Source organism: Actinosynnema sp. NPDC004786 (genome assembly GCF_053601135.1).
On record NZ_JBSGBG010000029.1, the window covers coordinates 18736 to 32991 of the forward strand.

Genomic DNA, 14256 nt, shown 5'->3' on the forward strand with positions numbered 1-14256 from the left:
ATCAGGACACATCGAGTGGAACGTGAAGCAGCCGCTCAAGTGCGGCCTTCCGGAGTTCGCGAGTCTGGAGGGTGGATGTATCCGAACTGCGGTGAAATGTGTTGAACCCCAACCTTGCCGCAATTATGCGGACAATAGGTTGCCTTTCGGGGCGTGTTTCACTCTGGGTGTCGCATCTACCCCGATTGTGTGTCTCTAAGTGCCCTGAACGGGCGCTTACCTGTTTCTCCTTCTCTTCGGCATACTGAGCGGCTCGCCAGTGCTCTGCGGGCTCGGTGTTCGCGCCGATCGCAGCGTTCGAAGGGGGAAGGGCAGGTGGCGATAGGTGCCGACCGTGCTCGGATTGATCTTGTCAGGGCCAAGGCGGAGTCGTGGGCAGATGACCTGATCGACTTCGGTCACAACAACACACTGCTGTACTACCGCGACAGCAAGACGTGGAGCCTCGACCTGACCAAGGCTTCTTCTGAAGTCGTCGCACAGTTGCTCGCGGGGCGTAAAACCAGGCTCGACACATTGGTAGCCGCTGGTGAGGCGCATGCGGCTGCCTGTCAGCGCGCTCGCAACCTGCGCCGCAGGATGCTCACCTTCCAGGAGGAACAGGGAATCGACGACGTGGGCAAGTTGGCCCACGGCCTGTTCCTGCTGCAACCGACGTCGACCAAGGGCACGGCGCCGGTCAAGCCCTTGCGGGCGCCGCTCGTCCTCCAGCCACTTACGATCACACCGCGCACTGCCGCGGAGACCGATTACGTGCTGGAGCTGGTCGGAGCCCCCGAGGTCAACCCGGTCTTGCTGTACGCGCTCAGCCGCCAGCACGGCATCGACCTCGACGTCGAGCAGCTCACCGATGAGCTGAACGCCATGCTGGAGGAGAACGACGACCGCTCGACGCACGCCGGACTCGTGTACCGGGCGCTGAGAGACGTCGTGTCTGAGCACGGCCGCACCGCTGAGTTCGAGGAGCGACTGTTCGCCAGTACGTTCAGCTTCGACAAGCTGCCGATGGTGCGAGAGCTGAAGGACTGCGCCGAGCTCTTGGCGGCGCACGACGTCATCGCCGCGACGGCGGGCTACGAACCGGCCAGGCGCCAGCTCCGTGAAACGGCCGGCGGTTACCAACCGGTCGAGCCCGATGAGGTCGTCCTCAGGGACGAGTTCCTCGTCCTCGACGCGGACTCGTCCCAGCAGCGCGCTGTCAACGCTGTGATGGACGGGCAGCACGTCGTGATCCAGGGACCGCCGGGGACAGGCAAGAGCCAGACGATCGCCAACATCATCACCGCCGCGGCGGCGAGGGGTTGGCGCGTGCTGTTCGTCGCGGAGAAACGAGCCGCGATCGAGGCGGTCACCAACAGATTGGAGCAAGTCGACCTGGGGCACCTGGTGTTCGACCTCCACCAGCAGAAGCTCGACAAGCGGCAGGTCGCGCAACAGGTCTCGGAGTCGTTGGACAGGGCGAGCAAGGAGCCGCCTGCGGACGGCAACGGCCTGCACGAGCGGTTGACCGAACGACGTGGCCAACTTCTGCACCACGACCGGGCCCTGCACGCCGCGATCGAGCCCTGGGGCATCAAGGCGTTCTCGCTGTACGACAACCTTCTGGCCCTGCCGGACAGGAGCGCCAACCCGGTGCGTTTCCGCGGTGCCGAGTTGCGCGACCTGCACGGTGACACAGTTCGGCGGGTCGAAGACGACCTCATGAAGTTCATCAACTCGGACGGCCTCCGCTTCCACCGCGGCGAGTCCGCCTGGTCGGAGTCCGAGATCCGCACGTCCGAGCAAGTGCAGAACGTGATCGTCCAGCTCGACGAGCTGCACGCCAAGACGTGGCCGGACGCGCAGGACCGGATGCGACGCCTCATCGGGCAGGTCGGCTTCAAACGCCCCACGGACCTGCCGGGTTGGGAACAGGTCTTGGAGCTGCTGCGCCACGTCGAAGGCACGTTGACCCTGTTCGAGAAGGACGTCTTCGGTGACGAACTGGAGGACTACTGCTTCGCCACCGGGGACCGCAGGTGGCGGTCAGCCAACCCGCGACCGCTGAGCTGGTGGCAGCGGTACAAGCTTCGCAAGGTGGCCGCGGCGCTCCGCAAGGCCGGGAAGTGCAACCGGCGCACGCTGCACGCGAACTTGAGCGCAGCGCTCGCCCAGCGCAACCGGTGGCAGGAGATGGCGGCGGGAGGGGGTGCACCGCAAGAAGTCATCGGTCTCGCCGAGACGCTCGAGGAGATCGCCAAGGCCCGCGACCAACTGGCCGCTGTGGCTATGGGAGCGCAGTTGACCGAACCCGACCAATGGTCGGAAGACGAGGTGACAGCGCACGTCGGGCGGCTCCACGAGGAGCGGGACTTCCTCTTCCAGGTCCCGATGCTGAACGAGTTGACGGATCGACTTGTCGGGATGGGGATGGGGCGCTTTCTGGACGTCCTGGTAGAGCGCAACGCGGATGCCGAACTCGCGCGCACCATGTTCCGCCACTCGTGGTACAGCTCCCTGCTCGACGAGTACCGGGTGCGCATCCCGCACCTAGGGCAGTTCACCGGGCTGCACCACTCCCACGTCGTCTCCGAGTTCCGGGAGTTCGACACCTCGCACTTCCAGCTCAACGCCCAGCGCGTGCGCCGGCGCGTCGCCGAGAGGCTGCGTGAAGCGCGCGACGCTCACCCGGACCAGAACGACGTGGTCCGCGCCGAGGCGAAGCGCAAGCGGGGCCACATGCCCCTGCGGAAGCTGGTCGCCAAGGCGCCGGACGTCCTGCTCGCCGCCCGTCCTTGCTGGGCGATGTCCCCGATCGTGGTCAGCAGGCTCCTGCCCGCACAGCGGCTGTTCGACCTGGTCGTCTTCGACGAGGCCAGCCAGGTGGAGCCGGAGGACGCGATGACGTCCATCATGCGCGGCAAGCAACTCGTGGTCGCGGGGGACGAGCGCCAACTGCCGCCCAGTAAATGGTTCCACACAGCTCTCAGCGGTGGTGATTCGGACAACGACGAGGATGATGACCAGGCCGATGCGCCCCAGGTCCGAGATTTCGAGTCCATCCTCGCCTGCCTGAGCGCCTTCATCCCGAACACGAGGATGCTGGAGTGGCACTACCGGAGCCAGGACGAGAGGCTGATCGCCTTCTCCAACAGGGCTTTCTACCAGGGGAAGCTCATCACCTTCCCCGGTTGCCAGGCGGTGAGCCCCCTGTCGTTGCACCAGGTCGACGGTCGGGTGGCGCCAGGACGTGACGGGTCCGCCGAAGCCGAGGTGGAGAAGGTCGTTGACCTGGTGCTGGCGCACGCCCGCGCCCATCCCGAGGACACCCTCGGTGTCATCACGATGGGCGGCAACCACGCCAAGCGAATCGAACTCGCCCTCCGGCGGGCCAATGCCGGCCACGACGAGCTGGCAGAGTTCAGCGGGCGCATGCAGGGGGCGGGGCGTCGCCTGTTCGTCAAGAGCATCGAACAGGTCCAAGGTGACGAGCGCGATGCGATCATCTTCAGCCTCGGCGCCGCCAAGACGATCAACGGTCGGCTCCACATGACCGCCTTCGGCCCGCTCAACCGCCAAGGGGGAGAGCGGCGGCTCAACGTGGCGATCACGCGTGCGCGGAAGCGCGTGGACATCGTCGCTTCGTTCTCCCCGCTCGACATGCCCACGACCGGGATCAGCGTCGGAGCGGACCTGCTGCGCCAGTACCTGGAGTTCGCGGACAACGGAGGCTCACTGGGCCTCGTCGGTGCGCAGGGCAAGCAGGAGATGAACGGTTTCGAGCGGAGCATCCACGAAGCCCTGGTCGATGCGGGCGTTCCAGTGACCCCGCAATGGGGGGTGGCCGGTTACCGCATCGACTTCGCCTTGGGGCACAGGGACCAGCCCGGTCGGATGGTGCTTGCCGTCGAGGCGGACGGGGACACCTATCACCAGTTGGGCAGTGCCCGTGACCGCGACAGGCTTCGCCAGGAGCACCTGGAACGCCTTGGCTGGCGGTTCCACCGCGTGTGGGCGAGCGAGTGGTTCCGCGATCGGGCCACGCAGACCGCCATGATCGTGGAGAGCTGGGAGAAGGCCATGCTCGACGCGGAACGAGGCGTCGCTTCTTCTCCGGTGACGACCGCGCCGCCACCGAAACCGCAACAGGTCGCCGTCGAACGCGGTCCTCGCCCGGGATTCCTCTCGGAGCCGCGGCGGTCGAAGACCGACGACTACTTCGATCGGGAGTTGGTCGAGCTGTGCTTGTGGCTGCTCACCGACCGGTTGCAGGTCGATCGCGACACCCGCATCGGCCAAGCCATTGACGAACTCGGTTTCCGCAGGCGCACGACCAAGATGGAACAGCGCATCGGCAACGCCCTGGTGCGCGCTCAGCAGCTCGTCGACGGACAGGGAGCATGATGTTTCCGCTAGACCCCAAGACCGTGGAACGGCTCGCCAGGATCGTGGTCGACCAGGGTGGTCCGTACGAGCGCACGGGACGCGAAGTCGAAGCGCTCCTCCGCAACGCCGGCTGGATCGACCCGCCGGACTACGACGGCTCGTCCAAGGTCGGCTGGCTGGTCGACGCCCTGGTCGAACGGGAGAACGCGCGAACCGACATCGAACGTTTCCTGTGTCGGCTGTGCGATCCCATCGAGTACTTGGAGGGCATGGCCGCAGCGGATGACGTTCGTCGATCGGTCAACGAGGTGCTCGAGTTGGAGAGGCTCGAGGTCAGCTACGTCGGCGGTCGACCGGTGGTCGGGGAGCTGGGGAGCAACGGCACGGTCAAGGTTGTGCTCCACGTCGAGGACGTGGAGCAGCGGCTGCGCAAGTTGATCGGTGAGGAGAAGTTGGTCCAGATGCTGGTCTCGCGGGTCAGGGAGAGCCAGTTCGCGGAGGCGAGCGGCTCGTACCTCCTCGCCCTCTTCGGCATCGGCAGCTTTGTCGAAGGGTTGCTCTACTCGGTGCTGACCAGCTATTACCCCGAGTTGCTCCGTGAAGGGTTCACCGGTCGGAAGGGAAAGATCCCGGCGGATCGCGCAGGTCTCGAACTGCTCCTCGACACGGCTCATGATCGAGGGCTGGTCCAGCTCGACGCGAAGGACTTCATGCGCCCCGTGCGGGAGTTCCGCAATTACATCCACCCGCGCAGGCAGTTCGAGACGGACTTCACCCCGGATGCAGACACGGTGGCCATGTGCTGGACGCCGGTGCAGGCGTTGCTGAACGACCTCGACAAGCTCGTGGTCTCCCAAGCGGCGAATGAGGCAACCGTGTAATCGACGGCGTTGGCTCAGCCGGGACGGGCAGCCGTCCCTGAGCGGGCTGCAGTGCGAGGAGCTGCCCTTGTTCGTGCGGCTCGTGGCTTCGCTGACACTGTGGGTGACCAGCACGTTCTGCTCGTCACCCACAGTGCCTGCCATTCCTGCTGCACGTCCACGTGGAGGTCGGACGCCGACGTCACATGGTCAGGACGCTGAAAAGGAGCCTTGTCATAGGAATCCAAGAACAGGCCAAATACGCAGGTACACCCCTGTCGCGGTTCCTCGATGAGCACCTGCCGCGCCGGACCGCTGTGGTTGAGGCGTGGACCGAGGGGTTGGCCTCCGCAGTCCCGAGCCGCATCCCCGCACTGCGGCACGGACGAGACAGCGCCGGGTGGGCACTGGAGTCGCGCATCGGTCTCGACTTGGCCAGCACACCACCACGGTTGCAGGAATTGTCCTACCTCTCGATCGACCGCTGCACGGCCCTGCTAGCCGCGGCCGGGTACGAGCCGGCTCCGATCGGTGCCCTGCCTGCGAACGGAACTGCGGATCCACTACTACGCCACTGGAAACGCACTCACCGCCCGACGGACTCGGACGACCAGAGTGCCGCCTTCTCGGACTGCCTGGCCCTCGACTCCTTCAGACAACCCATGCACCGCTGGGGGACCAAGCGCACGGTGGACGAACGTCGTTCGCTGTTCGCCAGCATGGCGACCGATGCGGACGACTCCGATGGCAACACCGAACTCCTCGATGCGCTGAAGCACTGCTGGACCCTCTACCTGGAGCGTGGTCGTCAAGCTCTGCTGGCGCTCGGGGAGCCGGTGGTCGTCGCACCAGAACTGGCAGGCGGGTATGGCGTGGCCGACCTGGTGATCGGACGAACGCTGGTCGATGTGAAACTCGCCGTTGAACCCACCGACGAAGACGTAGCTGCGTGGCTGCGGCAGCTCCTCGGCTACGTGCTGCTCGACCGGTTCGACACCTTCCGCCTGGACGCGATAGCGGTCTACTGCGGCTGGCACGGGAAACTGCTCACCTGGCCGCTGCCCGCCTTGTTGAGCTCTGCCGCCCCAGGACCCGCACCCAGTCTCGACAGCCTGCGCGCTGGCTTCTACGAGGTCCTGCACGACGAGCTGGACAGCTACGCTGCCTGGAAGGAACGTGAGCGCTACTCCTGATCCGGGAACCGCCGTCACGAGGTGTCGCTGTCGCGCTCGGGTGCGGGCGGTACCCGCAGGCGCTTCAGCGCGCGGCGAACCGTTGCAGCGGCTACACGGTGTCCGATTCGGGTAGGTCCACTTCTTCGGCGACCAGTCGCCGATGCCACCGAAGGACGGTGGCCGGCGTCACCAATCGGTGCTCGCGCAGCGGCGGAGGGAGTCGGCGAACCAGTGCGACGAGCACCGCGCGGTCGGCCCGCTCCAGCCGCGGGCGGGGGTTGGTGCGGCGCAGTACGGCGACTTCGTGCCGCAGCACCGGCAGTTCGGCGTCCTTGCCCGCCGATGACCGGTCGAGTAGGACCAGCCGGCCGACGACGCGGACGAAGATCGGGTACGGCAGTCGCAGCGCCACGCCTCACGATCATGCTCCTACGGCTCAGGGTGCGCGATCACCGCAGCTCATCGTCTCGGCGCTGAGTTCTGGAACCCCATACGGCCTTCGCCTTGGCCTCGATCGCCGGGTACTCCTCGTCCAGCCACCCGCACACCGAGGCGGGCTGCTGTTCGTGGGTCCGCCGGGCCGGGCGCTGTGGGGTGAACCCGTGACGGCGCAGCCACAACCCGACGCCCAGCTCGGTCATGTCGATCTCCTACGCCACCGCATCCTCCTCGACCAGCACCACCACCGGAAGTGCGCCAGAGCCGCGCGTGTGACAGCCCTGCGCTGGGGGTGCTCAGTCCGATCGCCTATGAGCAGTCACTCCGAGCGGTTGCCTGAACTCTTGAGCGCTGTCCATCGTTCGGGGTGAACCTCGACTTCGCTTACGTGCGGACGCAGCCCGTGGCCTGGAACGCCGGGGTCGTCCGGTAGCCGCTGCAGGTCTCCACGGCATCGTAGTAGTAGTACGCGCGAGGACCACTGAGAGGAATCGGGATTATGAGATGAGTGAGCACGGCGATGTTGAAGACATAGGGTGCGCCTTGATCCACGAACCCCGAGCACGAGGTGCCCAAGGTGACGACGCTGGGCGCGCTCGTGCTGGTGAGACCGCTCGAACAGGAAGTGGTGGTCGCGGCTTGGGCCATCGGTGCCGTACCCGCGGACATCGCGAGCATGGCCGCAGCCACGGCAAGAGTGCGTAATGCTCCGTTCGGCCTCATGTCTCTCCTTCGGAATGGTGGATTCCGGACAATGGAGCGTGATCCGACAATCCTGCCATGATAGCGAACGTCGATGGTGGCCGCAGGGCCGATTGGTTCAATTGTCTTCGGTCAAAAAGTCGCCATCCGGCGGGACAGTGCTCCAGTGGGCGTAACGCCGTCAATCGGGACGCGCATGGACCTGGGTGACGGGGTCGACGACTTCCGGTTCCTCATCCGCGACCGGGCCGGTCGGTTCACCACTTCTTTTGACGCGGTCCTCTCCGGCGCAGGCATCCACGTCGTGAAGATCCCGCCGCAGTGTCCACGAGCCAACACCTATGCCGAACGGGTTAATCGGAACGTCAGACGGGAAGTCATCGACCGCCTGCTCATCATCAACGAACATCACCTGCGAGCGGTACTCGACCGCTACGCGGTGGGGAAGGTTCCGTGGTAGCCGTTGTCGGCCCAGATCAGCGTCAATCGGTGGCCGGCCCGGTGGCGTACCCGTCGTAGCAGGGAACGGGCGGCACGTTTGTCGTGGATGTTGGCCGGGGTGACCAGCACGGCGAGCGGCAGACTCATCGTGTCCACGAGGATGTGGCGCTGGTAGACGGTGTTCCAGGGTGAGAAGTCCGCGGGCAGGGCGCGCCATTCGATGCCGTTGTCGACGGTGTCGAGGTTCGCGTCCACGATGAGGCGTCGGTAGTGCTTCTCCGGGCGTCCGCCCCGTCCGGACAGCCAGGACGGGTCCGGCGAACAGCGGATCGACGACGGCCCGCTGATCGTCGGTGAGATAGCGGCGCTGTCGTGAGCTTGGCTCGTGGGTTGCTGCCAAGCGGCAGCAACGGGTGCGCACGCGGACAGCGCCCAACGGGACAGGGCAGGATAACAACGGAACTCCTGGTCGAACGGATGCCTTCACCAGGGATTCCCCTGTCTGCGCACCGAAGCTCAGTCGTGCCCGGTGCACAAACAGCTACCGACACCCGCAGGCATCGCCTGGCATAAAGAGCAATTCGCCATTCGAGTTGATTGCTGGCCGCAGAACTGCGGATATGGAACCGATGGGAATTCTGCGGAACCGCCATGGCGTCCGTGCCGTCCCAGTCGATCGACACCATCGACTTCTCGAAGGGACCCGGTATGGGCGGGTTTGCCGCGATCATCCCCGTGCTGCGCTCGGACGCCGACGACCTCGACCGGCTTGCACGTGAGACGAAAGACCTGGCGGTGAAGTTAGAAGGCGCTTGCCAGGCGCCGCCCGAGGTCGGTGACGTGCAAGCGGCCATCGTGTACCAGCAGGCGAACTACGACTGGACTCGGACCAGGTTCGAAGACCTGCTCGCGGCCGAGGCCGAGGTCACCGAATTCGCCCGCAAATTGCGGGCGACGGCCGACTCCTACGCCGGCATCGACGCCGAGACCGCCCGCGCTCTGATGGAAATCATCGGCGGGTTGGACTGACATGACGAATGTGTTCAAGTACTTCGGCATCCAGGACCTCCGCGACCTCGCGGAGCGGGTCCTCTCCGGCGACCCCGCAGACCTGGAGAACCGTTCGGCGCTCTGCCGGACCGCGCACCAGGTCACGGAGGCGACCGGCACCGAACTGCTCTCGCTCGCCGGCACGCTGGCCCAGAACTGGGAAGGCGAGGCGTCGAACGCCGCCGCGGCGCGGCTCAGCGAGGCCGGCCGCAAACGGCACGCTCAGGCGGACCGGTTTCTCGCGTCGGCGACGTCGTTCTCCGTCGCCGCTGCGGCGCTCCGCGAGGTACAGGCGCAGGCACAGGCGCTGGTCGACACCGCGGAGGACCTGAGCGGGAAGCTGGACCGCGCGTTGTCGCTGGCCACCAGCACGGTCATGCCCGCCGCAGGTGCTGTGAGCTGGGGCGTCAAGAAGCTGACTGGTGTCGACCTCAAGGAGAAGCTTGAGGACGCCATCCTCGAGCTGACCAAGCCGATCCTGCACGAGGCGCTCGGGCTCAACAGGCGGATGGCGACCGCCATCCGGAACTACGAGAAGGTCTTGCGCGCCGAGTCCGAAGTGCTCCGGGCGATGCCCGGGATCGTCCGCGTCGACGCTGGTCCGGTCGATCTGCCAGGTGACGCCGACCTGCGCCGCGGTGCGCTGTTCCGGGCGCGTGCGGTTGCGGATCGACGCGGCCAACCCGCTGGCCCCCGAGGTGGCACAGGACATGAACGTATCCGTGCGCGGCGACTTGGTGATCGATCCGCACGGCGGTCGTGGACCGGCCGAGGTCAACGGCGACGTCACGCGGTTTCCCTCGTGGGAGGTCTACCAGCGCGATGGCGACGGCTCCAGCACGACGCTGCTGACCCGCGAGGAGGAGTCGCAGCCCGGTGGTACTGGGCCGATGATCGGCCTGCCCACAGCCCACGGTGCCGGTCGGCGAGCACCCCGAGCGGCTCGACGACTGGCGCGACCGGCATCACCCCGGCCAAGGGGACGAGGGGATCGTGGAAAAGGTGCTGGAGTTCCCCAGCACCCGTGGCGACGACTTCTATGACTACCCGGTCGGCCATGTGCCCTATCCGGGACTCGGCGGCGACGGGCGGGTGGTGCTGCCGGAGGCGCATCGCGTCGGGTAGTCGCGGTCTAGGCTCGGCACTGGAGGGGTGGACGTGAAGATCGTGATTCCAGGGGGAACCGGTCAGGTCGGCGGGGTGCTCCGACGCGCGCTGGGCGCGGCCGGTCATGACGTGGTGATCGTGAGCCGCAGCGCCGGCGTGCGCTGGGACGGCCGCACGCTCGGTCCGTGGGCGGCCGAGGTGGACGGCTGCGACGCGGTGATCAACCTGGCGGGCCGTAGCGTGAGCTGTCGTTACACGCCGGAGAACTTGGACGAGATGATGCGCTCGCGCGTCGACTCGGCGCGGGTTGTCGGTGAGGCGATCGCCGGGTCGGTGAGGCCGCCGCGGGTGTGGCTGCAAATGAGCACCGCCACCATCTACGCGCACCGGTTCGACGCGCCGAACGACGAGACTGCCGGCGTCATCGGTGGCGACGAGCCTGGCGTGCCGGACTACTGGGCGTTCAGCGTCGACATCGCGAAGAACTGGGAGGCCGAGCTCTCCGCCGCGGACACACCGCACACGCGCAAGGTGGCGTTGCGCAGCGCCATGGTGATGAGCCCCGACCGCGGCGGCGTGTTCGACGTGCTGTCCTGGCTGGCCAGGCTCGGACTCGGCGGGCCGGTCGCGGGCGGCCGGCAGTACGTGTCGTGGATCCACGACGAGGACTTCGTGCGTGCGATCGAGCTGCTGCTGGACTCCGACCTGGCCGGCCCGGTCAACCTGGCCTCGCCGGACCCGGTGCCGCAACGCGAGTTGATGCGCGTGCTGCGCTCGGCGTGGCGGATGCCGGTCGGGCTGCCCGCGACCGGGTGGATGGCGGAGGTGGGCGCGTTCGCGCTCCGCAGCGACACCGAGCTGCTGCTGAAGAGCCGTCGCGTCGTGCCGGGACGTCTGCTCGACGCCGGGTTCCGGTTCCACCACCCGGACTGGGCCTCGGCGGCGGACGACCTGGTACGACGCCGAAGAGGGAACTGACCCGTGCGGCCGGCGCCCGTACTCCCACCGCGTGGTGAACGTCCGGCGGATCGGTGGTTGTCACGCGCCGAGCTGCCTGCCTTGTGCTTGCCGGAAATGTCGTCCGTGCAGGTCCGGTGGGTGTTGTAGAAGTGCTCGTACTCGCGCGCGGCGTGGAGCAGGTGCTGCTGGCTCCAGAGAGCAGCGTTCGGTCGAGAAGCCACGGGGGACGACGCAGCGCGACGTCGAACGAGGGTTCGCCGCGATCCAGCGCAGGCTGGAAGGCGAAGCGCTGCAGGAGTCCGTGCTGCCCTTCGGGGGCGGCTACTACTTCACACCTCCGGACAACGACCTGGCCCGGTCACTTCTGTCCTGAGACCATTCACCACCTGAGCACCGCGTCGACCCCGTGATGACTTCCGCGGCAGAGCCGCCACTGGGACCGTCCTCGCCAGGGATCTCGGTGCGGCGTGGTCGGACGGGCGTTCGCGTCATCGTGGTGTGCAGTCGAGGTCGGCGAACGCCCTGCGTAGCCGGTTGACCACCTGAAGCGCGGAGTGGTCGGGACATACCCGGCGATCGTGCGGTGGCGGTGTGGCGGAGGCCAACCTCGACTGGCCAGGAGTGACGGGCTGAGGCGGACCCGCGCGGGTCCTTTCAGGCTGGAGGTTGTTGGTCGAGCAGTCCGACGGGGTCGCTGCTGTAGGCGACCATCCAGCTGGGGTCGATGCGGTACCAGATGTTGTCGTCCCAGAACGGGTCGTTGCTGTCGCCGTCGTAGTGGTTGACGAGGTGGTCGCGGATTGCCGGCCAGGTCGGGTCGCTGCTCGTGCCCTCGGGGTTCAGCGGAACGGCGTGCCCGTGGGTGAAGATGCCGAGTTGCTCGCCGCGCATGTAGGTCGCGCTGATGCCGGGCCGCGCGGCGAGGTGACGGGCCTTGGCGGCCTGGCGGTCGGTGCCGATGACCCAGCGGCCGTGGAGGAAGTGCCCGTCGGCGCCGCTGATGCGTGGCTCACCGCGCCGGGTGACCGTGGCGATGGCCAGGGTGCACATGCCTTGGCAGATCCGGACGACCTGCTCGGCGTCCAAGGTGCTCTCACCTGGTCGGATGATCGATTTGAGGTGGCTGCTGGAGCCGGCCAGAGACGTGTCGAGCAGGACTTGGAGGCGGCGGATCTCATCGGGAGTTTCGAACATTCGGCTAGTCAATCAGCTCCCACCGACAATGTCGGCTCGGTGCGCGGTCGCCGACGGGGTGACCGCCGATCGCGGACAGGAGCAGGGACTCGGCGAGGAACTGGACCCGGATCTGGCCGCGGGTGGCGCCGAGCGCACGGCGCAACCCGATCTCCGCGCGGCGTTCGAGGACCGAGATGACCATCGTGTTGGCCACCCCGACGCCGCCGACCAGCAGCGCCACCGCCCCGAGCCCGAGCAGCAGGCCGGTGAACGCGCGCTCGGTGGCCTTGCGCGCCGCGAGCGCGTCGGACGGGCGGGACACGAGCACCTCGTTCGCCACCTCGACGCCGTACCCGCCCTCGGCGAGCGCGAGCAGCGCGTTCACCGGCACGGTCAGCACGTCCTCCCGCTTGGACGCGGTGAAACCGACCCGCACCGAGACCTGGTCGAGCCCGGCCAGCGCCTCCTGGTCGGCGACCGTGACCGCGACCTCGATCTTCGTCCTCGGCTCGCCCTTGCCGCCTTCGCCGCCGTCGCCCTCGGCCACGACGGTCTCGGCGGTGGCGATCGTCCCGGCGACCTCCCGGCCGTCCGGCAGGCCGGCGGTCACCGCCGCGCCCTTGACCGCCGGCCGCCGGTCGGCGACGTCGAGCTCGACGGTGATGATCCGCGACGTGCCGGTGTGCTCGAGCACGGACGTGCCCGGCCCGACGGCGTCGCCGACCGCGACCCGGTGCGAGTCCACCCGCACCGGCCCGGCCGCGTACAGCACGCGGCCCGGCTCGACGCTCCCGGTCCTCGGCACACCGATGTCCCGCTGCCAGTCCTCGACCGCGGCGGCGGTCGACGCGGTGTACCTCTTGTCGACCGTGAACCCGGTGTAGCCGAGCGCGGCCAGGTTCGCCTCCAGCTGCTCGACGTCGGCGCCCTCGGCGTTCGGCGCGAACGTGCGGTAGGTGGGCAGGGCGCCGTACAGCAGCACGACCGGCGTGTCGTCGACGCGATGGATCGCCTGCCCGCGCTCGACCACCGTGCCCACCGCCGGCAAGGCGGTCACCGTCCCGCCGAGCCGGGCCGGCACCGTCGTCGGGTCCCCGTAGCCGAGCTCGCCGAACTCGGTCTGCGTGTCGATCAGCGTCTGCCTGGTCACCTCCGCGGTCGCCGGGGGCGGCTCGGCGGCGGTGTCGTGGTCGCGGTCACCGCCCCACAGACCGGCGTCGAACCCGGTCGCGGCGGCCACCGCGGCGCCGGCCGCGAGCACCGCGGACACCCCGATCACCACCTGCGGGCCCCGCCGCCGCCCGCGGCGCTCCCGACGGCTCACCTGCCCTCGCCATCGCTGAGGCCGGGCTCGTCACCCCTGCCCGACGGCCTCAGGCTCGCGCACTTCCGCTCCGCCTCCTTGAAGGCGGGGCTGTTCGGGTCGATCCCCAGCTCGTCGTTCTCGACCTGCAGGCCCGCGTCGGTCGGGTCCGGGAACCTCGGCACGCCGTTCTCCCGCACGCACCGCGAGTACTCCCGGAGCTTCGCGACCACCTGCGGGTCCGCCTTGCCCGGCTCACCCCCGTTCGGCAGGTACTGCTTGCACTCCCGCTGCGCCGCGTCGACCGCCTGCGGGTCGACCCCCTCGGGCAGGTCCAGCGACATGCCGCCGTCCTTGCCGATCTCCGGGTCCGAGAACTCCGGCACGCCGTTGTCCCGCATGCACTGCGAGTACCGCAGTCCCTGCGCGCGCTCGCCGTCGGCGTTCGGGGCGGCGCTCGACGTGGTGCTGCCGCCACCGCCGGCCGTGGCCACCTCCCCACCCCCGTCCGCCGTGCCGCAGCCCGCGACGGCGAGCACCAGCAGCAGGCCGGTCGCCAGTCCCGTCCTGATCCGCATCGTCGTCCTCCTCCGCTCCGGCCGGCCGGTCGCCGGCCACCGGGCGAAGTAGAGCCGGGGCGGCGTCACCCCGGCGTCTCCGCGAACGTTGACGCCGAGGT

General features: G+C 68.0%; 15 protein-coding genes. 8 read left to right on the forward strand and 7 right to left on the reverse strand.

The window, feature by feature from the left end:
• The first annotated feature begins 315 nt into the window (after window positions 1–315).
• The 3 genes from ACWEFJ_RS24295 (at window position 316) to ACWEFJ_RS24305 (ending at window position 6418) form a co-directional block, all read left to right on the forward strand.
• A complete protein-coding gene (locus ACWEFJ_RS24295; RefSeq protein WP_449715149.1) occupies window positions 316–4383 on the forward strand; it encodes an AAA domain-containing protein in 4068 nt (1355 codons plus the stop codon).
• 23 nt (window positions 4384–4406) lie between these two features.
• The gene (locus tag ACWEFJ_RS24300) at window positions 4407–5246 is read left to right on the forward strand and encodes a hypothetical protein (RefSeq protein WP_378088185.1); all 840 of its coding nucleotides are present in this window, start codon (window positions 4407–4409) and stop codon (window positions 5244–5246) included.
• Between the two features lie 185 nt (window positions 5247–5431).
• Window positions 5432–6418 (forward strand): hypothetical protein, encoded by a 987-nt coding sequence (locus ACWEFJ_RS24305; protein ID WP_449715150.1) that lies wholly within the window; start codon window positions 5432–5434, stop codon window positions 6416–6418.
• 91 nt (window positions 6419–6509) lie between these two features.
• Here ACWEFJ_RS24305 and ACWEFJ_RS24310 read toward each other — a convergent pair whose 3' ends face one another.
• Window positions 6510–6812: an integrase gene (locus ACWEFJ_RS24310; protein ID WP_449715151.1), complete on the reverse strand. Its 303-nt coding sequence runs from the start codon at window positions 6810–6812 to the stop codon at window positions 6510–6512.
• A 37-nt stretch (window positions 6813–6849) separates the two neighbouring features.
• A complete protein-coding gene (locus ACWEFJ_RS24315; protein WP_449715152.1) occupies window positions 6850–7041 on the reverse strand; it encodes a winged helix-turn-helix domain-containing protein in 192 nt (63 codons plus the stop codon).
• A gap of 374 nt (window positions 7042–7415) precedes the next feature.
• Here ACWEFJ_RS24315 and ACWEFJ_RS24320 point away from each other — a divergent pair, with 374 nt between their 5' ends.
• Both ACWEFJ_RS24320 and ACWEFJ_RS24325 read left to right on the forward strand, forming a co-directional pair.
• On the forward strand, window positions 7416–7622 hold the full coding sequence (locus ACWEFJ_RS24320) for a hypothetical protein (protein ID WP_449715153.1): 207 nt from the start codon (window positions 7416–7418) through the stop codon (window positions 7620–7622).
• A 114-nt stretch (window positions 7623–7736) separates the two neighbouring features.
• Window positions 7737–8000 carry a hypothetical protein gene (locus ACWEFJ_RS24325; RefSeq protein WP_449715154.1) on the forward strand — a complete coding sequence of 88 codons (264 nt, stop codon included), beginning with the start codon at window positions 7737–7739 and terminating at the stop codon, window positions 7998–8000.
• Here ACWEFJ_RS24325 and ACWEFJ_RS24330 read toward each other — a convergent pair.
• Window positions 7973–8425: a transposase gene (locus ACWEFJ_RS24330; RefSeq protein ID WP_449715223.1), complete on the reverse strand. Its 453-nt coding sequence runs from the start codon at window positions 8423–8425 to the stop codon at window positions 7973–7975. The two genes, ACWEFJ_RS24325 and ACWEFJ_RS24330, sit on opposite strands and share 28 nt — an antisense overlap.
• 207 nt (window positions 8426–8632) lie before the next feature.
• Here ACWEFJ_RS24330 and ACWEFJ_RS24335 point away from each other — a divergent pair, with 207 nt between their 5' ends.
• The gene (locus ACWEFJ_RS24335) at window positions 8633–9010 is read left to right on the forward strand and encodes a hypothetical protein (RefSeq protein ID WP_449715155.1); all 378 of its coding nucleotides are present in this window, start codon (window positions 8633–8635) and stop codon (window positions 9008–9010) included.
• On the opposite strand, the gene ACWEFJ_RS24340 is transcribed toward ACWEFJ_RS24335, so the two are convergent.
• Window positions 8991–9821, reverse strand: coding sequence for a hypothetical protein (locus ACWEFJ_RS24340; protein ID WP_449715156.1), 831 nt, complete (start codon window positions 9819–9821; stop codon window positions 8991–8993). The two genes, ACWEFJ_RS24335 and ACWEFJ_RS24340, sit on opposite strands and share 20 nt — an antisense overlap.
• Window positions 9822–9946: 125 nt before the next feature.
• Between ACWEFJ_RS24340 and ACWEFJ_RS24345 the strand changes: the two genes are divergently transcribed.
• Both ACWEFJ_RS24345 and ACWEFJ_RS24350 read left to right on the forward strand, forming a co-directional pair.
• Window positions 9947–10156: a hypothetical protein gene (locus ACWEFJ_RS24345; protein ID WP_449715157.1), complete on the forward strand. Its 210-nt coding sequence runs from the start codon at window positions 9947–9949 to the stop codon at window positions 10154–10156.
• 33 nt (window positions 10157–10189) lie between these two features.
• On the forward strand, window positions 10190–11116 hold the full coding sequence (locus ACWEFJ_RS24350) for an epimerase (protein WP_449715158.1): 927 nt from the start codon (window positions 10190–10192) through the stop codon (window positions 11114–11116).
• 636 nt (window positions 11117–11752) lie between these two features.
• Here the strand turns inward: ACWEFJ_RS24350 and ACWEFJ_RS24355 are convergent.
• Genes ACWEFJ_RS24355 through ACWEFJ_RS24365 form a run of 3 tightly spaced genes read right to left on the reverse strand, consistent with a single transcriptional unit; the run spans window position 11753 to window position 14155 of the window.
• A complete protein-coding gene (locus tag ACWEFJ_RS24355; RefSeq protein ID WP_449715159.1) occupies window positions 11753–12292 on the reverse strand; it encodes a pyridoxamine 5'-phosphate oxidase family protein in 540 nt (179 codons plus the stop codon).
• Window positions 12293–12296: 4 nt separating this feature from the next.
• A complete protein-coding gene (locus tag ACWEFJ_RS24360; RefSeq protein ID WP_449715160.1) occupies window positions 12297–13598 on the reverse strand; it encodes an FtsX-like permease family protein in 1302 nt (433 codons plus the stop codon).
• Window positions 13595–14155 (reverse strand): hypothetical protein, encoded by a 561-nt coding sequence (locus ACWEFJ_RS24365; protein ID WP_449715161.1) that lies wholly within the window; start codon window positions 14153–14155, stop codon window positions 13595–13597. The genes ACWEFJ_RS24360 and ACWEFJ_RS24365 overlap by 4 nt, the downstream gene beginning before the upstream one ends.
• Window positions 14156–14256: the final 101 nt, after the last annotated feature.

Coding starts and splice junctions, on each gene's coding strand:
- ACWEFJ_RS24305 (WP_449715150.1), top strand. CDS start 5,432: ATGGTCAGGACGCTGAAAAGGAGCCTTGTCATAGGAATCCAAGAACAG.
- ACWEFJ_RS24315 (WP_449715152.1), bottom strand. CDS start 7,041: ATGACCGAGCTGGGCGTCGGGTTGTGGCTGCGCCGTCACGGGTTCACC.
- ACWEFJ_RS24325 (WP_449715154.1), top strand. CDS start 7,737: ATGGACCTGGGTGACGGGGTCGACGACTTCCGGTTCCTCATCCGCGAC.
- ACWEFJ_RS24335 (WP_449715155.1), top strand. CDS start 8,633: ATGGCGTCCGTGCCGTCCCAGTCGATCGACACCATCGACTTCTCGAAG.
- ACWEFJ_RS24355 (WP_449715159.1), bottom strand. CDS start 12,292: ATGTTCGAAACTCCCGATGAGATCCGCCGCCTCCAAGTCCTGCTCGAC.
- ACWEFJ_RS24365 (WP_449715161.1), bottom strand. CDS start 14,155: ATGCGGATCAGGACGGGACTGGCGACCGGCCTGCTGCTGGTGCTCGCC.